Below are 18,356 nucleotides of genomic sequence, written 5' to 3'. Positions count from 1 at the left end.
ACCGCGATCGATGCCCACGGCGCCGGTGCCATTGACGCCCCTACGAGCGGGGCCTAGGTTGCCGCCATGGGCACAAGAACCTCGGACGGCAGCGCGGGCGACGCGGACTACGGATCGATCGGCCGTGAGTACGCGCAGTATCGCCGACCTGATCCCCGCCTGTTCGAGGTGATCTCCGAGGCGCTCGGCGATGCGAGCACGGTGCTGAACGTCGGTGCGGGCGCCGGCTCCTACGAACCCACGGACCGCAGGGTCACGGCGGTGGAGCCCTCGGAGTCGATGCGTGCACAGCGCCCCGGGCACCTGTCGCGCGCTCTCGACGGCACCGCCGAGAGCCTGCCCTTCTCGGACCGTTCCTTCGACGCCGCGATGACCACCTTCAGCGTGCACCAGTGGCAGGACACCGCGGCCGGACTGCGTGAGATGCGGAGGGTCACCCGGGGACCGGTCGTGATCCTCACCTGTGATCCGCAGCGGGTGGAAGATTTCTGGCTCACCGAGTACGCGCCGGAGGTGACCGCCACCGAGGCCCGCCGCTATCCGGGGCTCGACGAGCTCGAGGCAGGACTTGGCGGGCGCGCCCGCAGCGTTCTCGTCCCCATCCCGCTGGATTGCACCGACGGTTTCAACGAGGCCTACTACGGGCGGCCCGAGGGGCTGCTCGATCCGGGAGCTCGGCTCTCCTGCTCGGCATGGAGCTTCGTGCCCGAGGACGCCACGGAGCACTTCGCGCAAGAGCTGGGCGGCGACCTCGACAGCGGCGCCTGGGACGCGCGGCACGGCACGCTGCGGACCCTGCCGCAGTACGAGGGCTCACTCGTCCTCGTCGCATCGCAGCCCTGAGATGACGCGGAGCCCCGAGCCGGTGCCCGGCCGCGCCGCACCGACGCTCCTGCTGCTGAACGGTGCCCCCGGCAGCGGGAAGTCCACCCTCGCCGCGCTGCTCACGGCCGAGCGCCCCGGCGCGCTCGCCCTGGACATCGACGCGATCAAGCACTCGCTGGGCCGCTGGGACGAGGACCTCACGGCCTCGGGCCTCCAGGCGCGACGCCTCGCCGTGGCGATGATCCGGCGGTACCTCGCCGACGGGCACGATGTCGTCCTCGGGCAGTTCCTCGCACGCACTGCGTTCCTCGAGGAGCTCGAGCAGCTCGCCGCGGACAGTGCCGCCTGCTTCGTGGAGGCCGCGCTGGTCCTGGACGAGACGGCGCTCGCCCAGCGGCTGGCGGCGCGCCGCAGCGCACCTGACCGTCCCGAGCAGGCCGCCAACGACCCCTTCGTGGGCCCGGACGACGCCGCCGACCTGGTCCGCGCTCTCCAGGACGTGCTCGCCCTGCGGCCCGGCGCGCACCAGATCGACGCACGAGGTTCCCGGGGATCGGCCCTTGCAGCGCTGCGCGCGCTGCTCTGAGGCTGCGGCCCGGGGGATGGGGGAGCAGGTCCACTCTGCCGGGCTGCTGGTCCTCGCGGGCCGACGCGCACCCGTCGCCGTCCTCAGTCCCCGAGGATCGCGCCGGTCGAGGCGGACTTCACGAGCTTCACGTATTTGCCCAGCACGCCCTTGGTGAACTTCGGCGGCAGCGGCTCCCAGCCCTCGCGGCGCTTCTCCAGCTCCGCCTGGTCCACCAGCAGGTCCAGTGCGCCGGTGCTCACGTCCAGGCGGATCCGGTCCCCGTCGCGCACGAAGGCGATCGGACCGGCATCCACGGCTTCCGGGGCGATGTGGCCGACGCACAGTCCCGTGGTGCCTCCGGAGAAGCGTCCGTCGGTCATCAGCAGCACGTCCTTCCCCAGGCCCGCGCCCTTGATCGCGCCGGTGATCGCGAGCATCTCGCGCATGCCGGGCCCGCCCTTGGGACCCTCGTAGCGGATCACGACCACGTCGCCGTGGGTGATGGTGCCGTCGTTCAGGGCGTCCAGCGCGTGCTTCTCGCGCTCGAACACGCGGGCAGTGCCCTCGAAGACGTCCTCCTCGAAGCCGGCGGACTTCACCACCGCCCCCTCGGGGGCGAGCGAGCCGTGCAGGATCGTGATCCCGCCGGTGGGTGCGATCGGCGCGGAGGCAGGGCGCAGCACCTTCCCGTCGGCCGGGCGGGGGGCGAGGACCTCGAGGTTCTCCGCGATCGTGGAACCGGTGACGGTGAGGCAGTCCCCATCCAGCAGGCCTTCGTTCAGCAGGGTCTTCATGACCACCTGGATCCCGCCCACGTGGTCGACGTCGCTCATCACGTAACGGCCGTAGGGCTTCAGATCCGCGAGGTGGGGGACCTTCGCGCCGATGCGGGCGAAGTCCTCGAGGGTGAGGTCGACGTCGGCCTCATGGGCGATCGCCAGCAGGTGCAGCACCGCATTGGTGGAGCCGCCGAAGGCCTGGACCACCGCGATCGCGTTCTCGAACGCGGGCTTGGTCATGATGTCGTGGCTGGTGATCCCCTGCCGGAGCATCTCCACCACGGCCTCGCCGGCGCGGCGGGCATCGGCATCGCGGCGGCGATCGGCCGACGGGGGTGTGGCCGAGCCCGGGATCGACATCCCGATCGCCTCGGCGGCCGTCGACATGGTGTTGGCCGTGTAGAAACCACCGCACGCGCCCTCACCCGGGCAGATCGAGCGTTCGATCCGGCCGACGTCCTCGCGGCTCATCAGTCCACGGGCGCAGGCGCCGACGGCCTCGAAGCCGTCGATGATGGTGACGTCCTTCTCCTCGCCGCTCTCGAAGGTGACGCGCCCGGGCATGATCGTGCCCGCGTAGACGAACACGCTGGCCAGGTCCAGGCGAGCAGCGGCCATCAGCATGCCGGGCAGGGACTTGTCGCAGCCGGCCAGCAGCACCGAGCCGTCGAGCCGTTCGGCGCTCATCACCGTCTCGACGCTGTCGGCGATGATGTCGCGGGAGACCAGCGAGTAATGCATGCCGTCGTGCCCCATCGAGATGCCGTCGGAGACGGAGATGGTGCCGAACTGCAGGGGGTAGCCGCCGCCGGCGTGCACGCCGTCCTTCGCCGCCTGCGCGAGCCGGTCCAGCGACAGGTTGCAGGGAGTGATCTCGTTCCAGGAGCTCGCGATGCCGATCTGAGGCTTGTCCCAGTCCGCGTCCCCCATGCCCACCGCGCGGAGCATCCCGCGCGAGACGGTCGCGCCGAGCCCGTCGGTGACAGTGCGGCTGCGGGGCTTGATATCCGGGGCGGAGAACGTGGCGTCGGCGTCGGGGGAGGAAGTGTCTGCGGTGCTGAGGGCGTCGTCGGCGGTCATGGCCCGACTCTATGCCTGGTCCTCATACCGGGGAAGCCCCGGACGACTCAGCGGATCCGCGCGCCCTCCCCGAGCCGGGTGTACCGGCTCAGCTGGGTGACGTGCTTCGGGGTGAGGTCGCTCAGGCTCGAGACCTGCAGCAGCTTCATCGTCCGCTCCACCTCCTCGGAGAGGATCTGGATCATCCGATCGACCCCGTCCCGGCCGCCGGCCATCAGGCCGTAGAGATAGGCCCGGCCGACCATCGTGAAGTCGGCGCCGAGGGCGATCGAGGCGACGATGTCGGCGCCGCTGCGGATCCCGGTGTCGAGGATGATCTCGAGGTCGTGGCCCACCTCGCGGGCCACCTCGGGCAGCAGATGGAAGGGCACCGGGGCACGGTCCAGCTGGCGCCCGCCGTGGTTGGACAGCACGATCGCGTCGACCCCGAGGTCGGCGAGCTTCTTCGCGTCCTCGAGGGTCTGGACCCCCTTGACGGCGAACTTCCCGGGCCACATCTCGCGGATCTGCGCGAGGTCCTCGTAGTCGATGCTGGGATCCATCGCGGAGTTCAGCAGCTCGCCGACGGTGCCGCCGGTCGCGCTGAGGGAGGCGAACTCGAGCTTCGCGGTGGTCAGGAAGTCCCACCACCACCAGGGTCGCGGGATGGCGTTGACCACGGTGGACAGGCTCAGCTGCGGAGGGATCGAGAAGCCGTTGCGGGCATCGCGCAGGCGCGCCCCCGCCACCGGGGTGTCCACGGTGAAGAACAGCGTGTCGTAGCCGGCCTGCGCCGCCCGTTCCACCAGACCGTAGGAGATCTCCCGCTGCTTCATCACGTAGAGCTGGAACCAGTTGCGTCCCAACGGGTTCTCGGCCTTGACGTCCTCGATCGAGGTGGTGCCGAGCGTGGAGAGGGTGAAGGGGATCCCGGCGGCACCGGCCGCGCCCGCCCCGGCGATCTCCCCCTCGGTCTGCATCAGCCGGGTGAACCCCGTGGGAGCGATGCCGAAGGGCTGGGCGGAGCTGCCGCCGAGGATCCGGGTGGTGGTGTCCACCTGGGAGACGTCGTGGAGGATCGAGGGATGGAACTCGACGTCCTCGAAGGCCTCGACGGAGCGGGTCATCGAGATCTCCCGTTCCGCAGCGCCGTCGGTGTAGTCGAACGCCGCTGCGGGTGTGCGGTGCTTCGCGATCGTGCGCAGGTCATCGATGGACAGCGCCGAATTGAGTCGGCGGCGGCGCGAGTCGAGGTCGATCTGCTTGAACTTCATGAGCTCGAGGAGCTCTGCGGGGCGGGGGACCTGACGCTTGACCATGGGAATTCTCCTTGCGGGTGGACGGTTGCTGTGGGAACGAGGACGGAGCTGGGTCAGAGGGTCGGGATCATCCACGACAGGACGGTGGACTGGAGGCCGACGAGCAGGCACAGGGCCAGGAGCATGCCGAGGCTCCACCAGATCACCTTGCGGAAGATGGCGGATTCCTGGCCGAGCAGCCCGACGGCGGTCGCGGCGATCGTGAGGTTCTGGGGGCTGATCATCTTGCCGACCACGCCGCCGGAGGTGTTCGCCGCGACCAGCAGGGCGGGATCCAGTCCGGCTTTCTCGGCCGCGGTCTGCTGCAGGGTCGCGAACAGGGCGTTCGCACTGGTGTCGGAGCCGGTGACCGCCGTGCCGAGCCAGCCGAGGATCGGGGAGAGGAAGGCGAAGGCCGCACCGGTGCCGGCGATCCAGGTGCCGATAGTGATCGTCTGCCCGGACAGGTTCATCACGTAGGCCAGGGCCAGTACCGAGGCGACGGTGAGGATCGAATAGCGGAGCTTGACGAGGTTTTTGAGGTAGACGTCCGCGGCGTCCCGGAGCGAGAGCTTGTAGACGATCGCGACGATGATGCCGGTGATCAGCAGCAGCGTGCCCGGGGAGGAGAGCCACTGGAAGGAGTAGACGGTGCTGCCGGCGATCTCGCCGTCGGCCGTGAACACCTTGCCGTCGAGTCCGGGCCAGGAGATCCTCAGGTCGGTGGAGGCGAGGAAGGAGCTGAGAAGCGGCACCAGCTTCGAGGCCGAGAAGATGACGATCACCAGGAGGTAGGGGAACAGCGCCATGACGACGCGCCCCGGGGTGAGCCGCACATCGGTGCGCGGGGTGGTGGCCAGGGCAACGCCCGCACCGCCGGCATCCACCGGGCCGGTGTCGGAGTCCTCCTGCTCGCGCTCGCCGCGCATCTTCTCCAGGGCGTCCCTGCCGCCCTCGGGCTTCCAGAACTGGAGCATGATCACGGCGGCGGCGAGACCGGCCAGCGAGGCGATGATGTCGGTGAGCTCGACCGAGATGAAGTTGGACGAGACGTACTGGCTGATCCCGAAGACGAGGCCGACCACGAGGGCGAGCGGCCATAGCTGTTTCACCCCGCGCTTCCCATCGACCAGGAAGACCAGGAACAGCGGGACGACGGCCGCGAAGAACGGGGTCTGGTGGCCGATGATGGCACCGATGTGCTCGTAGGGGATCCCGGTGAGGTTTCCAGCGGTGATGATCGGGATGGCGATCGCGCCGAAGGCGACCGGCGCGGTGTTGGCGATCAGCACCACCGTCGCTGCGCGCATCGCGGTGAAACCGATCGCCATGAGCATCACGCCGGTGATGGCGACGGGCGCCCCGAAGCCGGCGAGCGCTTCGAGCAGACCGCCGAAGCAGAACGCGATGATGATCGCCTGCACGCGCGGATCGTCGGAGATCGCGTCGATCACCAGGCGCAGGTCCTCGAAGCGGCCGCTGCGCACGGTCAGCTCATAGAGCCAGATCGCGTTCAGGACGATCCACATGATCGGGAACAGGCCGAAGGCGAGGCCCTCGGTCGCGGAGAGGGTGACCAGATCCACCGGCATGCCGTAGGCGACAGCCGCGACCAGCATCGCGACGCCGAGTGCGGCGAGGCCTGCCCAGTGGGCCTTCCAGCGCAGCACGCCGAGGGTGACGAAGATGGTGACCAGGGGGAGGAGCGCGACGAGCGAGGAGAGCAGCAGACTGCCGGCGAGCGGTGCGAGGTCTGGGGTGTACATGGGAGCCTCCGACACACATCAGCCGCGGTGCTGCACAGCATCGCCGTCGATGTCGTGCCTCGTGAGTCGGTGAGGAAAGGAATGGTAGACCGTCGTGTGGTCTGACCACACGACGGATACTAGGCTCTCGAGCGCCGGAGGACAAGACCCCGGTAGCCCTCGAGAGCCGGCTGTGCTAGAACGTGAGAATGGTCGACAACACGCATGACAATGAGGTCAGACCGCAGAGCGCCCGTTCAGGGACAGCGGGAGCCGCGTGGAGGCCGGTCGCGCGCAGCAGCACGCACCGGCTGGTCATCGATGCGATCGAGGACCAGATCATGACCGGGGCGCTCGCCGTCGGCGACCCCCTGCCGCCCGAGCGCGAGCTCGCCTCCCGGCTGCAGGTCAGCCGCGCGGGGGTGCGTGAGGCGATCCGGGTGCTCGAGGCCTACGGGGTGCTGCGCTCCGAGGTGGGCTCCGGCCGGGGGGCGGGAACCTTCGTCTCCGCACTGCCGAGCGCCGCCCTGGAGCAGTTCCTGCGCCTCCATGTCGCGCTGTCGAACTTCCATCTCCAGGAGGTCATCGAGACACGGATCCTGCTCGAAAGGGCCAGCGCCTCGCTCGCCGCCGAGCGCGCCGATGCCGAGGTGCTGGCCGAGCTCGAGCGACTGCTGGCGGTGATGGATGCGCCAGGCGTGAGCCGGGAGGACTTCAACGACGCCGATACCGCGTTCCACGTCGCGATCGCCCAGGCCGGCGGCAATGCGCTGTTCTCCGACATGACCGCGGCGATCCGTGCGTCGCTGCGGGCTCCGATCATGGAGGCGTTCACGAAGGTCGCGCAGTGGGAGGACATCGCGGGGATGCTGCGCGAGCAGCATCATGCGATCTTCCAGGCGATCTCCCGCGGGCACGCCGAGGAGGCGGCGGAGCTCACCGCCGCGCACATCCGCGCCGCCTCGACCATGCTGCCGGACCTGCCCGCCGACTGACATCTATAGGAGCTCCCGCGGCTCGAACGCGCCCACGCCCCGTCGGCAGGACACGCCCCGTCGGCAGGGCGGGGCGTCGGCAGGGCGGGGCGTCGGGCGCTTCGCTCGGGAGGGCAGCTCCCCGAGGCGCTGCCCTCAGGCGCCGGGCACCTCGCGTTCATCCGGGCCGTCGTAGACCGACAGCGGGCGTATCAGCGCATTCGCCGCGCGCTGCTCCATCACATGGGCGGTCCAGCCCGTGACCCGCGCGGCGATGAACAGCGGGGTGAACAGCTCCGTGTCGAAGCCCATCAGGTGATAGGTGGGGCCGGCCGGGTAATCGAGGTTCGGCTTGATGCCCTTGGCCTCGTCCATTGCGTGCTCCAACCCGTTGTACAGACCCAGGATCTCGGGACGGTCGAAGTGGGTGATCATCGAGTCCATCGCCTGCTTCATCGTGGGCACCCGGGAGTCGCCGTGCTTGTAGACACGGTGCCCGAAGCCCATCACCTTCTTCTTCTGCGCCAAGGCGTCCTCCATCCACGCCTTGGCGCGGTCCTTGGCCTCGGCCTCGGTCTCCTCAGGACGGATGCCGAGCTCGTCGAAGGTGTGCATCACCGCCTCATTGGCACCGCCATGCAGTGGGCCCTTGAGCGCCCCGATCGCCCCGGTCACGGCCGAGTGCAGGTCCGACAGGGTCGAGGTGATGACGCGGGCGGTGAAGGTGGAGGCGTTGAAGGAGTGCTCGGCGTACAGCACCATTGAGATGCGGAAGGCATCGACCACCTCGGGGGCGGCCTCCTCGCCGAAGGTCATCCACAGGAAGTTCTGCGAGTAGTCCAGCTCCTCGCGCGGCGGGATCGGCTCCGTCGGCCCACCGGCGCGCCGACGCCGCTGCTCGTAGGCGATCACTGCCGGCAGCTGCGCGAACAGGCGCTTGGCCTTCTCCAACTCGGCTCCGGGGGAGGAGTCCTCCGCGGCGGGATCGAGTGCGCCGAGCACCGAGACGGCCGTGCGCACCGCATCCATCGGATGGCAGGTGGTGGGCAGCGAGTCCATCGCCGCCTTCACCTCGGGGGCGAGGGCCCGGTGGGTGCGCTCGTGGCGGGTGGCCTCGGCCAGCTCCTGCGCATCGGGGAGCTCTCCGATCCACAGCAGGTGCGCGACCGCCTCGAAGGGCTGGGTCGCGGCCAGCTGCGGCACCGGGTAGCCGCGGTAGAGCAGCGAGTTGGTCTCGGGGTTGACCTTCGAGATGCCGGAGACATCGGCGACGACCCCGTTCAGGCCCTTGCGGATCTCAGTGGTCTGGTCGTTCTCGCTCATGGCTCACTCCTGGGAATCGACGGCGGTGTCTGGGGTGGTGGACGTGCGATGGGCGGCAGGGACCTCGAAGTCGAACACGGAGGCGTCGAAACGGTTGTAGCCCTCATAGTCCACCAGTTCGTACAGGCGTGCACGGGTGAGCATCTCGGGAACGCGAGACTGCTGGGTGCCTTCGGCGAGGATCGTCTCCAGCACCCGCTCGGCTGCGCCCATCGCGGCGCGCAGCAGCGTGACGGGGTAGATCACCATCGCGACCCCGGTCGCGGCGAGCTGCTCGCGGGTGTACAGCCCGGACTTCCCAAACTCGGTCATATTCGCGAGCACCGGCACGTCCAGCGCCGCACAGACCTGCTCGAACTCACCCAGATCCTTCAGCGCTTCCGGGAAGATCGCATCGGCTCCGGCATCCACCAGAGCCTTCATCCGGCCGATCGCGGCGTCGAGCCCGTCGGTGGCGCGCAGATCAGTGCGGGCCATGACCAGGAAGTTCGGATCCCGGCGGCCGTCCGCCGCGGCGCGGATCCGCTGGGTCGCGGTTTCCAGGTCCACCATGGCCTTGCCGTCGAGGTGGCCGCAGCGCTTGGGGTTGACCTGGTCCTCGATGTGGCAGCCGGCGAGCCCGGCGTCCTCGAGCTCCTGGATCGTGCGGGCCACGTTCATCGGCTCGCCGAAGCCGGTATCGGCATCGATCAGGCAGGGCAGGTCAGTGGAGCGGGCGATCTGCGCACCGCGGGCAGCGACCTCGCTCAGCGTCGTCAGGCCCACGTCCGGCAACCCCAGTTCGTTGGCGATCACCGCCCCGGAGATGTACACCCCGGGGAAGCCCTTCTCCTGGATGAGCTTCGCCGACAGCGGCGTGAACGCGCCGGGAAAAGGCTGCGCTGCGCCGGGCGTCAGCAGGGCGCGCAGCTCCTGGCGCTTCTGCGCGGGAGTCCTGGTGGAGGACAGCATCAGAACAGCCCCTTCGGTCCGGCCGACGCATCGATCATGCCGGGGGCGGCCTGGATGTTCAGCCGACCCAGCTCCCCGGCGGGCAGCTGCGAGAGGTTCGCCGCGGCCTCGAGGAATCGTTCGATCTCCGAGGATTCGACGAGGCCGTCGGCGAGGGTGCGGAACTTGCCGATGTACTGCTCGCGGGCGAAGGGCCGGGCGCCCTGGGGGTGGGCGTCCGCCACGGCGATCTGATCCTCGATCACGGTGCCGTCGGTGAGCGTGATGACCACGGCGCCGCCGAAGGCCTTCTCCGTGAGGTCCAGGGAGTGGTACCGACGGGTCCACTCCGCATCCTCCTCGGTGGTGACCTTGTGCCACAGCGCCACGGTGTCGGGGCGGGCGGCCCGCTCAGGGGCGTAGGAGTCCACGTGATGCCAGGAGCCGTCCTGCAGGGCAACGGTGAAGATGTACGGGATCGAGTGGTCGAGGGTCTCCCGCGAGGCCGTCGGATCGTACTTCTGCGGATCGTTCGCGCCGGAGCCGATCACGAAGTGGGTGTGATGGGAGGTGCGGATCAGGATCGAGGCGACGTTGCCCGGATCGGTGGTCTCGGGATGCTCGCGGTGCAGCCGGCGGGCCAGGTCGATCCAGGCCTGCGCCTGGTACTCCGCCGAGTGCTCCTTGGTGTAGGTGTCCAGGATGGACCGCTTGGCCTCACCGGCCTCAGGCAGCGGCACCGTGTAGCGGGCATCGGGGCCATCCAGCAGCCAGGCGATCACGCCGTCCTCGCCCTCGTAGATCGGGACCGGGGAGGTCTGGCCGCGCATCGACCGGTCCGCCGCCTCGACGGCCAGCTTCCCGGCGAAGGCAGGGGCGTGGGCCTTCCAGGTGGAGATCTCGCCCTTTCGGGACTGACGGGTGGCGGTGGTGGTGTGCAGCGCCTGGCCGATGGCCTGGAACACGGTCTCGGTGTCCAGCCCTAGCAGGGTGCCGATACCGGCGGCGGCCGACGGGCCCAGGTGGGCGACGTGGTCGATCTTGTGCTTATGCAGGCAGATCGCCCGTACCAGGTCGACCTGCAGCTCATAGCCGGTGGCGATGCCGCGGATCAGATCCTGGCCGGAACGGCCGGTGTGCTCGGCGACGGCGAGAATCGGAGGGATGTTGTCCCCGGGGTGGGAGTAATCCGCGGCGAGGAAGGTGTCGTGATAATCCAGCTCGCGCACCGCCACGCCGTTCGCCCAGGCCGCCCACTCGGGAGAGGTGTGCTGGGCGATGCCGAAGACGCTCGCGCCGCTGCCGCCGGTGGAGACCGGGTGGCTGAGCGCCTGGCTGCGTGCAGAGACGATCGGGGCGCGATTCAGGGAGGCGATGGCGACCGAGGCGTTGTCGATGATCCGGTTGATGATCATCTCCTCGACCTCGGAGTCGACCTCGACCGGGTCGACGGCGACCTCGGCCATCTTCCAGGCCAGCTGGCCCTCGCGGGGCAGGTTCTCGTCGGAGCGGTGGACGCGGACGGCGTGGTCTCTCATGCTGATCTCTCCTGGGTGGGCGCAGAGCGGTCTGTGTGGTCTGTGCGGTCAGTGGGGTCGGTGTGGTCAGTGGGGACTTCGGGTTCCGGGTGGTCGCCCTGCAGGTGGGCGAGGGCATGGTGGAGATGAACGACGGTGGTGGCGGCGGCGAGCTCCGGATCTCCGACGGCGACGGCGTGAGCGATCGCGGCATGCTCTCGCGCGGAGGCGGCGAGACGGGTGGGGGAGTTGCGGGCCAGGCGGCGCAGGCGCCCCAGATGCAGGCGCAGCCCACGCAGGGAGTCCGCCAGGTAGGTATTGCCGCTGGCGCTGTCGAGCGCGGCGTCGAGCTCCGCGGTCAGGGCGTAGTAACCGGTGGGGTCGGCGCCGGCGGCAAGGTCGACGGTGGCGCGGTCGAAGCGGTCGGCAAGGCTTCGGAAGGTCTCGCGCAGCGCAGGGCCGTCGGTGGGGTGGGCTGCGTGTTCTGCGGCGCGACGGCTGGCGAGGGTCTCCAGGGCGATGCGCAGGTCGAACAGCTTCGGGGCTTCGGCGAGCGAGACGGCGGTGACGACGACCCCGCGCCCGCTCGCGGGTGCCGCCAGACCATCGGCGACGAGCCTCGAGAGAGCTTCGCGGAGCGGAGTGCGGGACAAGCCCAGGCGTGCGGACTGCTCCACTTCACCGAGGACCGTGCCTGGTGTGAGGGCGCCGTCGATGATCTCCTCACGGAGGGCCCGGTAAGCCCGATCGCTGGCACGCATACGGCCGAGTGTATACAGGGATAGGTGCCTGCGGCCTGAATCCCGCCCGATATCGAGGGTGTCCCGCACTTGTGTATACCGATGGGCGTGTGCCGCAGTGTCCGCGGTGCGCTCTGGGAGCGCGCCGGGCTCTGTCTGCGGGCTGTCAGAGTGTGCGGTGGCTGGCGTCGGGGTCTTGGGGGCCTTCGGTGTCGGGGCTGCGTTCGGGGATCCAAGGGTCTTCGTCCTCGTCGACAGGGACGTCACCGTTGACGAGCCGGGATTCTAGGGATTTGGAGTAGAGGGGGACCGGGTCAGAGGCGATCTCGATGGTGCCGTCGATGTCCTGCCATTCGCCGCCGTTGACGGAGAACTGCCCGGAGAAGGTGGTGGTGAGGGTGATGTCGTACCAGCCTTCCTGGGTGTAAGTGGCTGAGATGGTTTCGGCGGGGTACGGCTTGCCGGGGTTCGTGGTCGTGATCGTGTTCCCGTCCCCGAGGTCCCAGTGATACGAGATCGGGGTGGCGCGGATCGCGACGGGGGTGTCCAGCAGCTCGGTGCTGAGTTCCTGGGTCTCGGGGTCCGTGTGCAGGACATTGACCATGTTGACCGGCAGCCAGCCGTCGACGGGGCCGGCGTGGGCCGCGAGGGGCTTGACCGGGAGGCGAGCGAAGTCTTCTCGCGTCACGGTGATTACCACGGGTGGTGCTTCCGCAAACTCGGGGGTGCCAGGCAGCGCGCAGCGGATCCCGAGGTCGACGTCTTCGTCACCCTCATTGTCGACGCGGATGCCGCGCTGAGTTACGCCTTCGACGGGTTCTGCGGTGCCGGTGTTGGCGCCGATCTGCAGGGCGTCTCCTTCGCCTGCGAAACGGCTGCCGTTCCCGGCCTCGCAGGAATCTGGATGTGGAGTGCAGGACCAGGTGGACCCGGAAGTCAGATCAGTCCCGCATCCGGAGAACTCAGATACGGGTACCCAGATGTAGCTGTAGCGGGGTGGGGTTGGGGGAGGCTTCTCTTCGTCAACGAGCTGGTCATCACCTCCTCCTCTGAGGTCTTCCTCGATTGTGCGTGCGCCAACGCCCACTTCTTTGTCATTGTTATCTACATCCCCTACGGGGTCATCCGGTACCTCTTCCGCAGTCTCGCCCGTGGCGGGTTCCGTGTCCGCCTCGCCGAGTGCGAAGACGGGCGGCGCCCACCCGGCCGAGAGAATAAATACAGCAAGCAGTGACAGTAAGGTCTGCTTGGGTGAACGGGATGGTTTAGTTATCGAGGTCAATTTCAGTCTCCGTGATATTCAGTCCCGCAACTACCCAGGTTCCCTCAGTCCAGTTCATGCCTGCGGCTGCCGTGTAAGCCTTTGCCGGCGTTGCGACTGGAGATTTGTCATCCAGCGCTGGTTCGATGTGCTCCTCAAGCGTGTAGATATATCCGACCTCGATGTCGAAATTATCCGCTTCATATGTCTTTATCCCATAATCGGAGATTTGGAAGGTTGACCAATATGCGCCATTCTTAGAAACGGAGTTGATGCTGGAGCCGAACTCGCTACAGGTGCCACATCCTTCGGCATAGAGGCTCTCGTGGATCTCAGCGGAGCCCGTCTGATGGCCCCAATATGTGATGGCGATGTAGTACCGGAACGCCTGCTCCGCCCCCTCAGGCGTCTGCTCATCCATCCCTGCGTACTCCGCAGGATCCGGCGGCGGGATGTCGGGCGCTGCGGCGGTGGGCTCGTCGGTCTCGGCGCCGCCTCCGTCACTCGGCTCAGTGTCACCGCCTCCGTCGCTCGGGGCATCGATGTTGATGCTCGGCGGGGCAGTGGTGACGGGTCCCTCCTCGCCGTCGCCGCATGAGGCGAGGCCGAGGAGGAGGGCGCCAGCGGCTGCGGCGCTGAGTAGGCGACGGGGCATGGAAGTGCCTTCCGGGAGTGCGTCAGATCACGGTCACGCTATCCAGGAACGCTCAGATTCGCCATCGCTTCACCGAGAATGTGGATAACCATGAAGCCCGAATGCCTCGATGGTCTCGCCGGGATCGAGCACTGCGGCGGGGTGCGGGCCCGCCTTCAACCAGGCCGAACGCCACTGGGCGACCTCTGGTGCGGCGAGCGCACCACCCGTCAGCAGCACCATGTTCCCGTCGGCGGGAGTGCTCAGCAGCGAGGCGTGGGTCAGGGTCCACACTCCCGAAAGGCCGGCTTCGGCGGAGGCGTCCTCGAGCTCGCGTACCTGGGCGGCGAGGAAGCGTTGGCCGGCGTCGTCACCGACGTTGACCAGTAGCAGGCCATCCGCTTCAAGATGGGAGAGCGCCTCGAGGTAGAAGTCCTTCGTGGCCAGATGTGCCGGTGACTCCTCCCCGGAGAACACATCCAGCACGATCGCATCGAAGCGCCGATCCTTCATCGCGGCGAGCTGCTCGCGGGCATCCCCGATGACGATCTCGAGGTCGGTGCCCTGCGGGAGTGGAAGGGCCGTGGTGACGAGCGTGGGCAGCTCCCGCTCGATCTCGATCACGAGCTGAGCGGATCCGGGACGGGTGGCCTGGACATAGCGCACCAGCGTCAGCGCTCCACCGCCGAGATGTGCGACCCGCAGGGGCTTTCGGCGCGGCCACGCCTCGTCGAGCACATTGGCCATGCGTCGCAGGTACTCGTGCACGATGTGTGTCGGATCCTCGAGGTCGACATGGGACTGCTCGACTCCGCCGATCTGCAGCGCCCAGCCGCCGGAGACCTCGTCCTTGACGATCCATGCCGGCTGATCGGAGAAGCTCAGCTGGGCACTGCGCTGCGCGCCGGGAAGGAAATCACTGGTGGTCATGGAGCCATTGTCCGCGATGCCGCGGTCCCTCCCTTCCCAGCTCGGCTCTCCCAGCCGCCGCAATCCTCCCAGCCGCCACAATGGAGACATGCACACCCTCGAACTCGGCGACCGCTCCTTCTCCGTCTCCCGTGCGACCGCATCCGAGGTGCCGGAGCTGGTCGCGCTCCTGGCGGACGACGTACTCGATCAGGAACGGGAAGGTGCAGACCTCGCACCCTATGAGCGGGCTTTTGCGCGTATCGACGGTGACGAGAACCAGCTCCTGGTCGCTGTGAGGGATGACGCCGCTGTTCTGGTCGCGACGATGCAGCTCACGCTGGTGCCCTCCCTGTCTCGCGGTGGAGCCACCCGGCTGCAGATCGAGGCGGTCCGGGTTGCCACTGCGACGCGGGGGAACGGTCTCGGCACCGCACTGTTCGACTGGGCCCACCGTTGGGGTCGTGAGAACGGGGCACGGCTCGCGCAGCTGACTACGGATGCGGCCCGTACCGACGCGCACCGCTTCTACGACCGGCTCGACTACCTGCCGAGCCACGTGGGATACAAGCTCCCGCTGTGATGCCGTGTCGTCGGTGTCGGATCAGCGCTGCGGCCCCGAGTGCACATGGACGTGCAGGTGCTTCGAATCCTGATAGCTGCCGAGGTTCGTGAGCACTGCCGCGGCGCCATAGTCGCGTTCCACCTGGCGTGCCACCTGCTGGACCACCTCGAGCAGGGCCCGCAGATCGTCCTCATCTGCGGCGCCCGCCGAGGTGAACGAGGCGATGTGCCGCCGTGGCACCACCACCACGTGCACCTGCCAGAAGGGGCGGGTGTGGTGGAAGGCCAGTACGCGCTCATCGAGATGGACCACCTCGAGCGCTGCGGGATCCGGGATTGCGACGTCGCAGTAGAAATCGGTGCCGGTGTACGCGGGTGGCGGGATCGAAGGCTCCATATGCCCAGTATGTTCGGCCGGTTGCGTCGTCAGCACTACCTCCTCTACGCCTGCTTGTGACAGCATGTAGCGCGACTTATGAGTAAGGGTCCGCCCGCACTCTTCGGCGCAGCCAGCATGTGCCGAGAACCGACCGCCACCGGAGGATCATGTCCACCCCAGCCGCCGAGGCTCCCGTCGCCGACGAGACCGCCCCGAAGGACCGCTTCCCGCACGTCTACGTCATCCTCGTCCTGTTCGCGCTGCTCGCAGCGGTGCTGAGCTGGATCGTCCCGGCCGGTATGTACGACCGCGTCCCCGGCCCGAACGGCCGTGAAGTAGTCGACCCCGACAGCTTCTCCTTCATCGAGCAGTCCCCAGTCACGGCGATCGAGCTGCTCACCGCCATCCCGCGCGGGCTCGTCGACGCCGGGGCCATCGTGTTCTTCGTCTTCACCATCGGCGGCATGTTCGAGGTGGTGCGCCGCACAGGACTGATCGACGTCGCCCTCGCCGGCATCGCACGCCTCTTCGCCGGCCGCGGAGTCGTCGTCATCCCCGTGCTGATGGTCATCTTCTCCCTGATCGCGAGCTTCATCGGGGTGCCCGAGCTGTCGCTGGTATATATCCCGGCGATCCTCCCGCTGATCCTGAGCCTGGGCTATGACCGGGTAGTGGCCGCCGCCGTCGCGCTGCTCGGCACCGGCGCCGGCTTCGCCGCCGGGTTCCTCAACCCGATCAACACCGGGCTCGGCCAGCAGATCGCCGGGCTCGAACCCTTCTCCGGCATCGGCCTGCGCATCGCGCTGTACCTCGCCTATCTCGCCACCGCGATCGGCTACATCATCTGGTACGCCCGCCGGGTCGCCGCGGATCCGACCCGCTCCGTCCTCCATGGCCACGTCGACACCACCGTGCGCGAACGGGACAAGCTCGACCTCGCCGCGACCCCGACCTTCACCGGTCGGCAGAAGGCCGCGGGCATCGCCCTTCTGCTGCTCGCCGGGCTGCTGGTGTGGGGCATCCTCACCCAGGGCTGGTTCTTCCCTGAGTTCGCGGGCATGTTCATCCTGATCGCGATCGTCGTGGGACTGGTCGCGGGGATGAAGACCAAGGACATGGCCGAAGCCTTCGACCAGGGCCTGCGAGACGTCCTCGCCGGGGCGATCATCGTCGGCATCGCCCGCGGCGTCGCGATCGTCCTCGAGGACGGCAACATCCTGGACACCATTGTGTTCGGGCTGGGGGAGTCCGTCGGCTTCCTGCCGCCGGTGCTCTTCGTGGTCGGGATGTTCCTGGTCCAGGCCGTGTTCAACCTGATCGTCCCCTCCGGCTCCGGCCAGGCGCTGGTGACCCTGCCTGTGCTCGCGCCGCTGTCGGACCTGCTGGGCGTGACTCGGCAGAGCGCCGTGCTCGCCTACCAGACCGGCGACGGCATGACGAACCTGATCTATCCCACCTCCGGGTACTTCATGGCCGCGCTCGCCGTAGGCCGGATCCCGTGGAACCGCTGGGCGCGCTTCTACGCCCCGCTGCTGGGGATCTGGGTGCTGATCTCGATCGGATTCCTGATCTTCGCGCAGCTGACCGGCTGGAGCTGACTCCGCCTCGGGCGGGGCGTCCCCGAGTCGTAGGCTCGTCGGGATCGCACTACTGACGGAGGACGCATCATGACGGGCACCATGCCGGAGAACACCGACCTCACCACCGTCGTCTCCGCGCTGCGCGACGAGCTGGCAGAGCTCGAGGACGAGCGGATCCGCGCGGTCAATGCCCGGCGCGGCGACGACCACGCCGTGAACCTCACCAAGCTCCGTGCGATCGCCAAGCGGCTCAAGGCGCAGCCCGAGCTCGCCCGCGCGCTGTGGGACGCGCCGGCCGAGGACTCCACGCCCAAGCTGCTCGCGCTCCTCATCTCCCGCCCGAAGCAGTACACCCGGGAGGACCTGGACCGGATGCTCCGGGAGGCAGGGACCCCCAAGGTCCACGACTGGCTCGTCAGCTACCTCGTGAAGAAGAGCCCGCATTGCGAAGCGTTGCGGGAGGCATGGTTCGCCGACGCCGACCCCGTGGTGGCGAGCGCTGGCTGGGCGCTGACCAGCGACAGGGTGGTGAAGAAGCCTGAGGGTATCGACCAGTCGGCGCTGCTCGACCAGATCGAGGCCGAGATGGCGGCGGCGCCGGAGCGGCTTCAGTGGGCGATGAACGAATGCCTCGCGCAGATCGGGATCACGAATCCCGAGCTGCGTGCACGGGCACGGGACATCGGGGAGCGTCTGGAAGTGCTCAAGGACTATCCGACCCCGCCGAACTGCACCTCACCGTTCGCGCCGCTCTGGATCGACGAGATGGTCCGCCGGGGCAGCGCCCGCTGAGAAGCTCGTCCTCCACTCGGTGTCCACGTCGACGGACTCCTCGATGTCCTCATCGTCCTCCTCTGTCCATGCGGAGTCCTCGTCGCTCGCAGTGGGGTTCTCCAGGCCCTTGACGACCATCGAGGACGGCAGTGAGACCACCTCGTCACTGGGCACCCGGAACAGCCGGTCTGCGACCAGCACATGGCGGCGCTGGGCGAGGCGGGACCGGGCACCGCAGAACAGATAGGTTGCGAGGACCGGGAGCGCGCACACAACGGGTGCGAGGAAGAGGCCGTAGGACCCGTCGGGCGCCCGGACGAGGTAGAGGAAGACCGTCAGGAAGCCGTCCATCATGAGCACGGCGCCAGCACCGGCCTTCAGCCTTTCCCAGCTGGTCATGATCCCTGCGAACGGGGACTTGGCGGGGATGCCGAGCTGTCTGCTCTCCTGATCGCCCGCCGCCCATCGCAGCACTGCTCGCGTGGTGGTCCGCTCCC

General features: G+C 68.4%; 18 protein-coding genes. 6 read left to right on the top strand and 12 right to left on the bottom strand.

Annotation, left to right across the window (positions count from 1 at the left end):
* Positions 1 to 66 precede the first annotated feature (66 nt).
* Positions 67 to 843 carry a class I SAM-dependent methyltransferase gene (locus tag ACT3T9_RS07080; RefSeq protein ID WP_441446063.1) on the top strand — a complete coding sequence of 259 codons (777 nt, stop codon included), beginning with the start codon at positions 67 to 69 and terminating at the stop codon, positions 841 to 843.
* A 1-nt stretch (position 844) separates the two neighbouring features.
* Positions 845 to 1,411, top strand: a complete 567-nt coding sequence (locus ACT3T9_RS07075) for an AAA family ATPase (RefSeq protein ID WP_444606203.1) — start codon at positions 845 to 847, stop codon at positions 1,409 to 1,411.
* An 83-nt stretch (positions 1,412 to 1,494) separates the two neighbouring features.
* Here ACT3T9_RS07075 and ilvD read toward each other — a convergent pair whose 3' ends face one another.
* Genes ilvD through ACT3T9_RS07060 form a run of 3 tightly spaced genes read right to left on the bottom strand, consistent with a single transcriptional unit; the run spans position 1,495 to position 6,295 of the window.
* Positions 1,495 to 3,252 carry a dihydroxy-acid dehydratase gene (gene ilvD / locus ACT3T9_RS07070; RefSeq protein ID WP_441446061.1) on the bottom strand — a complete coding sequence of 586 codons (1,758 nt, stop codon included), beginning with the start codon at positions 3,250 to 3,252 and terminating at the stop codon, positions 1,495 to 1,497.
* A 47-nt stretch (positions 3,253 to 3,299) separates the two neighbouring features.
* Entirely contained in the window at positions 3,300 to 4,550 is a 1,251-nt protein-coding gene (locus ACT3T9_RS07065) for an alpha-hydroxy acid oxidase (RefSeq protein WP_441446060.1), read from the bottom strand.
* A gap of 53 nt (positions 4,551 to 4,603) precedes the next feature.
* Complete coding sequence (locus ACT3T9_RS07060) at positions 4,604 to 6,295, bottom strand: L-lactate permease (RefSeq protein ID WP_441446059.1); 1,692 nt, start codon at positions 6,293 to 6,295, stop codon at positions 4,604 to 4,606.
* Positions 6,296 to 6,483: 188 nt separating this feature from the next.
* On the opposite strand from ACT3T9_RS07060, the gene ACT3T9_RS07055 reads away from it, so the two are divergent.
* Positions 6,484 to 7,269 (top strand): FadR/GntR family transcriptional regulator, encoded by a 786-nt coding sequence (locus ACT3T9_RS07055; RefSeq protein ID WP_444606202.1) that lies wholly within the window; start codon positions 6,484 to 6,486, stop codon positions 7,267 to 7,269.
* 135 nt (positions 7,270 to 7,404) lie between these two features.
* On the opposite strand, the gene ACT3T9_RS07050 is transcribed toward ACT3T9_RS07055, so the two are convergent.
* The 7 genes from ACT3T9_RS07050 to ACT3T9_RS07020 form a co-directional block, all read right to left on the bottom strand.
* Positions 7,405 to 8,571, bottom strand: coding sequence for a bifunctional 2-methylcitrate synthase/citrate synthase (locus ACT3T9_RS07050; RefSeq protein ID WP_444601134.1), 1,167 nt, complete (start codon positions 8,569 to 8,571; stop codon positions 7,405 to 7,407).
* Positions 8,572 to 8,574: 3 nt separating this feature from the next.
* Positions 8,575 to 9,522: a methylisocitrate lyase gene (prpB, locus tag ACT3T9_RS07045; RefSeq protein WP_442332796.1), complete on the bottom strand. Its 948-nt coding sequence runs from the start codon at positions 9,520 to 9,522 to the stop codon at positions 8,575 to 8,577.
* On the bottom strand, positions 9,522 to 11,039 hold the full coding sequence (locus ACT3T9_RS07040) for an MmgE/PrpD family protein (protein WP_441446123.1): 1,518 nt from the start codon (positions 11,037 to 11,039) through the stop codon (positions 9,522 to 9,524). The genes prpB and ACT3T9_RS07040 overlap by 1 nt, the downstream gene beginning before the upstream one ends.
* Positions 11,036 to 11,779, bottom strand: coding sequence for a GntR family transcriptional regulator (locus ACT3T9_RS07035; protein WP_444606201.1), 744 nt, complete (start codon positions 11,777 to 11,779; stop codon positions 11,036 to 11,038). Before ACT3T9_RS07035 ends, ACT3T9_RS07040 begins: the two co-directional genes overlap by 4 nt.
* Positions 11,780 to 11,924: 145 nt before the next feature.
* Positions 11,925 to 12,458 (bottom strand): PKD domain-containing protein, encoded by a 534-nt coding sequence (locus ACT3T9_RS07030; protein ID WP_441446125.1) that lies wholly within the window; start codon positions 12,456 to 12,458, stop codon positions 11,925 to 11,927.
* 565 nt (positions 12,459 to 13,023) lie between these two features.
* Positions 13,024 to 13,674: a DUF6318 family protein gene (locus ACT3T9_RS07025; protein ID WP_444606200.1), complete on the bottom strand. Its 651-nt coding sequence runs from the start codon at positions 13,672 to 13,674 to the stop codon at positions 13,024 to 13,026.
* A gap of 69 nt (positions 13,675 to 13,743) precedes the next feature.
* Positions 13,744 to 14,583 (bottom strand): spermidine synthase, encoded by an 840-nt coding sequence (locus ACT3T9_RS07020; RefSeq protein ID WP_441446127.1) that lies wholly within the window; start codon positions 14,581 to 14,583, stop codon positions 13,744 to 13,746.
* 88 nt (positions 14,584 to 14,671) lie between these two features.
* Here ACT3T9_RS07020 and ACT3T9_RS07015 point away from each other — a divergent pair, with 88 nt between their 5' ends.
* Positions 14,672 to 15,145, top strand: coding sequence for a GNAT family N-acetyltransferase (locus ACT3T9_RS07015; protein ID WP_444606199.1), 474 nt, complete (start codon positions 14,672 to 14,674; stop codon positions 15,143 to 15,145).
* A gap of 21 nt (positions 15,146 to 15,166) precedes the next feature.
* Here ACT3T9_RS07015 and ACT3T9_RS07010 read toward each other — a convergent pair whose 3' ends face one another.
* Positions 15,167 to 15,523, bottom strand: coding sequence for an HIT family protein (locus ACT3T9_RS07010; protein ID WP_441446129.1), 357 nt, complete (start codon positions 15,521 to 15,523; stop codon positions 15,167 to 15,169).
* Positions 15,524 to 15,672: 149 nt separating this feature from the next.
* Between ACT3T9_RS07010 and ACT3T9_RS07005 the strand changes: the two genes are divergently transcribed.
* The gene (locus tag ACT3T9_RS07005) at positions 15,673 to 17,103 is read left to right on the top strand and encodes a YfcC family protein (protein WP_444606198.1); all 1,431 of its coding nucleotides are present in this window, start codon (positions 15,673 to 15,675) and stop codon (positions 17,101 to 17,103) included.
* A 69-nt stretch (positions 17,104 to 17,172) separates the two neighbouring features.
* Positions 17,173 to 17,877: a DNA alkylation repair protein gene (locus tag ACT3T9_RS07000; RefSeq protein ID WP_444606197.1), complete on the top strand. Its 705-nt coding sequence runs from the start codon at positions 17,173 to 17,175 to the stop codon at positions 17,875 to 17,877.
* Here ACT3T9_RS07000 and ACT3T9_RS06995 read toward each other — a convergent pair.
* The gene (locus ACT3T9_RS06995) at positions 17,821 to 18,258 is read right to left on the bottom strand and encodes a hypothetical protein (RefSeq protein WP_441446132.1); all 438 of its coding nucleotides are present in this window, start codon (positions 18,256 to 18,258) and stop codon (positions 17,821 to 17,823) included. The two genes, ACT3T9_RS07000 and ACT3T9_RS06995, sit on opposite strands and share 57 nt — an antisense overlap.
* Positions 18,259 to 18,356 lie beyond the last annotated feature (98 nt).

It is taken from the genome of Brachybacterium sp. AOP29-B2-41, assembly GCF_052378395.1.
Taxonomy (GTDB): domain Bacteria; phylum Actinomycetota; class Actinomycetes; order Actinomycetales; family Dermabacteraceae; genus Brachybacterium.
This window is presented reverse-complemented; position numbering and strand designations above follow the sequence as displayed.

What these genes read in the sequence shown, in the direction of transcription:
- ACT3T9_RS07080 (WP_441446063.1), top strand. Translation starts at nt 67, where the DNA reads ATGGGCACAAGAACCTCGGACGGCAGCGCGGGCGACGCGGACTACGGA.
- ACT3T9_RS07075 (WP_444606203.1), top strand. Translation starts at nt 845, where the DNA reads ATGACGCGGAGCCCCGAGCCGGTGCCCGGCCGCGCCGCACCGACGCTC.
- ilvD (WP_441446061.1), bottom strand. Translation starts at nt 3,252, where the DNA reads ATGACCGCCGACGACGCCCTCAGCACCGCAGACACTTCCTCCCCCGAC.
- ACT3T9_RS07065 (WP_441446060.1), bottom strand. Translation starts at nt 4,550, where the DNA reads ATGGTCAAGCGTCAGGTCCCCCGCCCCGCAGAGCTCCTCGAGCTCATG.
- ACT3T9_RS07060 (WP_441446059.1), bottom strand. Translation starts at nt 6,295, where the DNA reads ATGTACACCCCAGACCTCGCACCGCTCGCCGGCAGTCTGCTGCTCTCC.
- ACT3T9_RS07055 (WP_444606202.1), top strand. Translation starts at nt 6,484, where the DNA reads ATGGTCGACAACACGCATGACAATGAGGTCAGACCGCAGAGCGCCCGT.
- ACT3T9_RS07050 (WP_444601134.1), bottom strand. Translation starts at nt 8,571, where the DNA reads ATGAGCGAGAACGACCAGACCACTGAGATCCGCAAGGGCCTGAACGGG.
- prpB (WP_442332796.1), bottom strand. Translation starts at nt 9,522, where the DNA reads ATGCTGTCCTCCACCAGGACTCCCGCGCAGAAGCGCCAGGAGCTGCGC.
- ACT3T9_RS07040 (WP_441446123.1), bottom strand. Translation starts at nt 11,039, where the DNA reads ATGAGAGACCACGCCGTCCGCGTCCACCGCTCCGACGAGAACCTGCCC.
- ACT3T9_RS07035 (WP_444606201.1), bottom strand. Translation starts at nt 11,779, where the DNA reads ATGCGTGCCAGCGATCGGGCTTACCGGGCCCTCCGTGAGGAGATCATC.
- ACT3T9_RS07025 (WP_444606200.1), bottom strand. Translation starts at nt 13,674, where the DNA reads ATGCCCCGTCGCCTACTCAGCGCCGCAGCCGCTGGCGCCCTCCTCCTC.
- ACT3T9_RS07020 (WP_441446127.1), bottom strand. Translation starts at nt 14,583, where the DNA reads ATGACCACCAGTGATTTCCTTCCCGGCGCGCAGCGCAGTGCCCAGCTG.
- ACT3T9_RS07015 (WP_444606199.1), top strand. Translation starts at nt 14,672, where the DNA reads ATGCACACCCTCGAACTCGGCGACCGCTCCTTCTCCGTCTCCCGTGCG.
- ACT3T9_RS07010 (WP_441446129.1), bottom strand. Translation starts at nt 15,523, where the DNA reads ATGGAGCCTTCGATCCCGCCACCCGCGTACACCGGCACCGATTTCTAC.
- ACT3T9_RS07005 (WP_444606198.1), top strand. Translation starts at nt 15,673, where the DNA reads ATGTCCACCCCAGCCGCCGAGGCTCCCGTCGCCGACGAGACCGCCCCG.
- ACT3T9_RS07000 (WP_444606197.1), top strand. Translation starts at nt 17,173, where the DNA reads ATGACGGGCACCATGCCGGAGAACACCGACCTCACCACCGTCGTCTCC.
- ACT3T9_RS06995 (WP_441446132.1), bottom strand. Translation starts at nt 18,258, where the DNA reads ATGACCAGCTGGGAAAGGCTGAAGGCCGGTGCTGGCGCCGTGCTCATG.